We start from the raw sequence: 4,435 nt of genomic DNA on the forward strand, positions 1-4,435 counted from the left end.
CTAAAAAGTAGTTTTCACTACTCAACTATTAAAGCCCGAATGAGGTGTAAAGCTCCCAAATTTAGTACCAGGGGGTCGTGTAGTTTTCCGTGTTTTTTATGAATAAACTATATTCATTAGGCGTCATATTTTTTTGATCTTGCTACAAAAATTTAGACATTGTGAACTGAGATGGTTTGATTTTTGTAATGATTGTATTCCCACTGATTTGGACTTTGATAGTTGAGTGTCGAGTGCCTCCTTTTAGAGTTATAAAATGTGAATATGTATTCAAAGATATCGGTTTTTGCTTCTTCTAAAGTTTTATAGTTCTTAAAATAGACATGCTCTGTTTTAAGCGTATGAAAGAAGCTCTCCATTGCAGCATTGTCATAAGCACATCCTGTTTTTCCATGACTCAGTTTTATTCCATGAGTTTGAGCTATTTCATAAAGGTTATTGCTTGTATATTGGCTCCCCATATCAGAATGATGAATAAGCCCTGAAGGAGGTCTCCTTAATAAGAGAGCTTGATTAAGTGCTGCTAAAATTAAAGAACTTCTCATGTGATCACTCAAAGCCATTCCCACCACTTTTCGAGAGAATAGATCAAGAATAATAGCCAGATAAGCCCAGGTTCTATTGATGGCAATAAAAGTAATATCTGCGGCCCAAATTCTATTAGGAAGAGGAGAATAAAAATTCTGCTGAACGAGATCCTGGGTTGGACGAGTGATATTTTCTGAACGTTTTGTTGTTTTAACAAACTTCCTATACATCTTGGCTTGGATATCATTCTTCTGCATCAATCGAGCGACTTTAACTCGAGAACAAAAAGTTCCCTGAGCACAAAGTTCTGCATGGATCCGAGGACTGCCATAAGTTTCTCGGCTCTCCTCAAAAATAGTCCTCATTCTTTTAACAGTCTCAGTGTTCTCCAGTTCTCTCTTGCTGGGACTCCTTTTAATAAAATCGTAATACCCACTGCGAGAAACCCCTAAGACTTGCGCCATCTGATCCAAGGAAAATAAAGTGGTATGATGCTTCATGAATTCGTACCTTTGCCTCGGGGTTCGGAGAAGATGGCAACTGCTTTCCTAAGAAACTCCCTGTACCAAGTCCTGCATTTTATTCTCTTGCAATATATAACCTAAAGCAGCAGCTCGCTTTGATAAGTTATCAAGAACCCGCTTTTGATATCGTGCCTCATAGTAATTGGCACCTGGATCAACATATTGCATTCCATAACGCAGAGCATTAAAAAATAATACTGCCATTTTTCTAGCTGTTGCAGTAATTGCCTTTGATTTACCAATGCGAGCCGAGAGTCGTCTATAAAACGCACCAAGAGCCGTATTTGTCTTTCCAATTGTTACAGCAGCCAATCTTAATGCTGCTGCCGCACGACTTGAGGAACGCCGTGTTCGTGATGATAATACTTTCCCTCCTGATACCTTATTCCCTGGAGAAAGACATAGCCAAGAAGTAAAGTGCTTGCTGCTCGGCCAGCGAGACATATCAGTGCCACATTCTGATATTAATTTTAAGGCTAATGAAGGTCCAACACCGTGTATTTGTGTTAAGTCCATTCCTAATGCTTGGTAAAGGGATGCTCTTACATCAAAGCTTAAGCTATTAGGTTGTTTAGTGCGATGCCTGGCTTTGGGTAGAGGTTGATCAGGCAACTTATTATCTTTTCCAAGCAAGCTTAATGTCTCTTCTATTCGACGATCACACTCATTAATTTTTTGTGTGTAATAATCGAATAATTCAACAGCTTGAGTTAAAGAAAACAAATGCTCTTCTTGATAATTACCCTTTAAGGATTCCTCAATAGTTTTAATGGATTCCTTACAACGTATGTCTCTATGTTCTGCTAATACAGCAGGGCAACGTTCACCATTCATAATCGCACGAATGATCTTCATGCCTGTGGCTCCCGTTATATCCGATACGACATGATGCAACTGTAAGTTCATTTGCATTAAAGCTTTTTGCATATGCTGGATATGAGAGGCTCTGAATTCAAGCATACGTTCACGTTGTCTAATATAAGCACGTAGCACAGTAATTTGTTTTTCTGGTCTGAAGCTAGCACGTAACAAACCAAATTGATGTAACCGTTGAATCCATTGCGCATCATTGACGTCTGTTTTACGTCCAGGAACATTTTTAGCTTCTCGTGGATTAACTAAAAATACCTCAAAACCATAATTCTCTAAGATCTCAAAAGCAGGAATCCAATAAATACCTGTGGATTCCATAGCAATGCTGGTGACCTCACAGCTTTTAAGCCATTTTGCCATAGCATGTAAATCTGTGGTAAAACTTTGAAACGTACGAACTGGTTCTTTTGCTTTATCACTCCCTACAGCAACAACGTGAAACTTAGCACCAATATCAATCCCAGCAGCATTTTGATGAATAATTGGCATACTGGATTGTCTGTTAGATTGAGTCATCACTTACCTCTTCTCCTTGTTTATCTATAGAATCAAAGAGCAGGGTAACGAATAAATCACTTTCCTAAACGGGGTTTGTACCTCCAATGCCGGGTTCGTTGTACTCCCTGGACCATGTTTTTTAACGGGGTAATCCACCAATAAGCAGACGGCCGCTCTCTTTGATAGCTCAACTTTAGCAGTTAACGAGCGCGAGTTTCTATTTATTAGGGAAAGGGGTGCCATTTAGGTGGTTTTTTAAGATATCTCGCTCCTGGCGAACAAGATAAAGCTCCCGCTTAAGCGCTCTTAATTCTTCCTCAACAACATGGCCACTGCCAGGAAAACTTCTCTCTCCCTCACGCCGGTATTGTTTAATCCAGTGCCCTAAACTGGCACGCGAAATCCCTAAATCTAAAGCGATCTTCTCAATGCTCTTGTCATTACTCAAATAAACTTTAACCGCATTAATTTTAAATTCTTTATCGTATTTCTGGGTCATGTTCTCTCCTTTCAATAACATTAACCCATCTCGGTTCCTTGTGTCCGCTTTATTGTAGCAAGATCACTCAATAGTTTTAATGGATTCCTTACAACGTATGTCTCTATGTTCTGCTAATACAGCAGGGCAACGTTCACCATTCATAATCGCACGAATGATCTTCATGCCTGTGGCTCCCGTTATATCCGATACGACATGATGCAACTGTAAGTTCATTTGCATTAAAGCTTTTTGCATATGCTGGATATGAGAGGCTCTGAATTCAAGCATACGTTCACGTTGTCTAATATAAGCACGTAGCACAGTAATTTGTTTTTCTGGTCTGAAGCTAGCACGTAACAAACCAAATTGATGTAACCGTTGAATCCATTGCGCATCATTGACGTCTGTTTTACGTCCAGGAACATTTTTAGCTTCTCGTGGATTAACTAAAAATACCTCAAAACCATAATTCTCTAAGATCTCAAAAGCAGGAATCCAATAAATACCTGTGGATTCCATAGCAATGCTGGTGACCTCACAGCTTTTAAGCCATTTTGCCATAGCATGTAAATCTGTGGTAAAACTTTGAAACGTACGAACTGGTTCTTTTGCTTTATCACTCCCTACAGCAACAACGTGAAACTTAGCACCAATATCAATCCCAGCAGCATTTTGATGAATAATTGGCATACTGGATTGTCTGTTAGATTGAGTCATCACTTACCTCTTCTCCTTGTTTATCTATAGAATCAAAGAGCAGGGTAACGAATAAATCACTTTCCTAAACGGGGTTTGTACCTCCAATGCCGGGTTCGTTGTACTCCCTGGACCATGTTTTTTAACGGGGTAATCCACCAATAAGCAGACGGCCGCTCTCTTTGATAGCTCAACTTTAGCAGTTAACGAGCGCGAGTTTCTATTTATTAGGGAAAGGGGTGCCATTTAGGTGGTTTTTTAAGATATCTCGCTCCTGGCGAACAAGATAAAGCTCCCGCTTAAGCGCTCTTAATTCTTCCTCAACAACATGGCCACTGCCAGGAAAACTTCTCTCTCCCTCACGCCGGTATTGTTTAATCCAGTGCCCTAAACTGGCACGCGAAATCCCTAAATCTAAAGCGATCTTCTCAATGCTCTTGTCATTACTCAAATAAACTTTAACCGCATTAATTTTAAATTCTTTATCGTATTTCTGGGTCATGTTCTCTCCTTTCAATAACATTAACCCATCTCGGTTCCTTGTGTCCGCTTTATTGTAGCAAGATCACACCTTTGACAGATTTCTTAAATTAAGCATAAGGATCATCATTTTTATAATTGATGTTGAACTAATTGAGTGCTTGTAACTTAGTTTTAATAACATCTAATAAGCTTTCTTCAGTAATGGTAAAGAGAGGACCTTGAACACCTAAATCTTTAGCTTTACACACTGAAAAATTTGAACCCACAATCCACAGAAATGCTGATACATAAGCATATTTTCTGCTTGATGTTTGAATGTATGACATGTCATACTTAAAGAATGTATTAAAGG

Annotated in this window: 4 protein-coding genes and 2 pseudogenes; all 6 read right to left on the reverse strand. The window is 39.2% G+C overall.

Annotation, left to right across the window (positions count from 1 at the left end; translation table 11 throughout):
• Window positions 1-152: 152 nt before the first annotated feature.
• Window positions 153-1,049: pseudogene (locus IG80_RS0111945) on the reverse strand (IS3 family transposase); the annotation flags it as partial.
• Window positions 1,050-1,076: 27 nt separating this feature from the next.
• Complete coding sequence (locus tag IG80_RS0111950) at window positions 1,077-2,441, reverse strand: IS110 family RNA-guided transposase (RefSeq protein WP_032114172.1); 1,365 nt, start codon at window positions 2,439-2,441, stop codon at window positions 1,077-1,079.
• Window positions 2,442-2,640: 199 nt separating this feature from the next.
• Window positions 2,641-2,922, reverse strand: a complete 282-nt coding sequence (locus IG80_RS0111955) for a transposase (protein ID WP_032114173.1) — start codon at window positions 2,920-2,922, stop codon at window positions 2,641-2,643.
• A 69-nt stretch (window positions 2,923-2,991) separates the two neighbouring features.
• Window positions 2,992-3,621, reverse strand: a pseudogene (locus tag IG80_RS0111960) (IS110 family RNA-guided transposase); the annotation flags it as partial.
• A 199-nt stretch (window positions 3,622-3,820) separates the two neighbouring features.
• Complete coding sequence (locus IG80_RS0111965) at window positions 3,821-4,102, reverse strand: transposase (protein ID WP_032114173.1); 282 nt, start codon at window positions 4,100-4,102, stop codon at window positions 3,821-3,823.
• Between the two features lie 127 nt (window positions 4,103-4,229).
• On the reverse strand, window positions 4,230-4,435 hold a 206-nt coding region (locus IG80_RS16435; protein ID WP_232224431.1), incomplete at its 5' end, for a hypothetical protein.

Source organism: Candidatus Paracaedibacter symbiosus, from assembly GCF_000757605.1.
GTDB classification, from domain to species: domain Bacteria; phylum Pseudomonadota; class Alphaproteobacteria; order Paracaedibacterales; family Paracaedibacteraceae; genus Paracaedibacter_A; species Paracaedibacter_A symbiosus.

Coding starts and splice junctions, on each gene's coding strand:
- IG80_RS0111950 (WP_032114172.1), bottom strand. CDS start 2,441: ATGACTCAATCTAACAGACAATCCAGTATGCCAATTATTCATCAAAAT.
- IG80_RS0111955 (WP_032114173.1), bottom strand. CDS start 2,922: ATGACCCAGAAATACGATAAAGAATTTAAAATTAATGCGGTTAAAGTT.
- IG80_RS0111965 (WP_032114173.1), bottom strand. CDS start 4,102: ATGACCCAGAAATACGATAAAGAATTTAAAATTAATGCGGTTAAAGTT.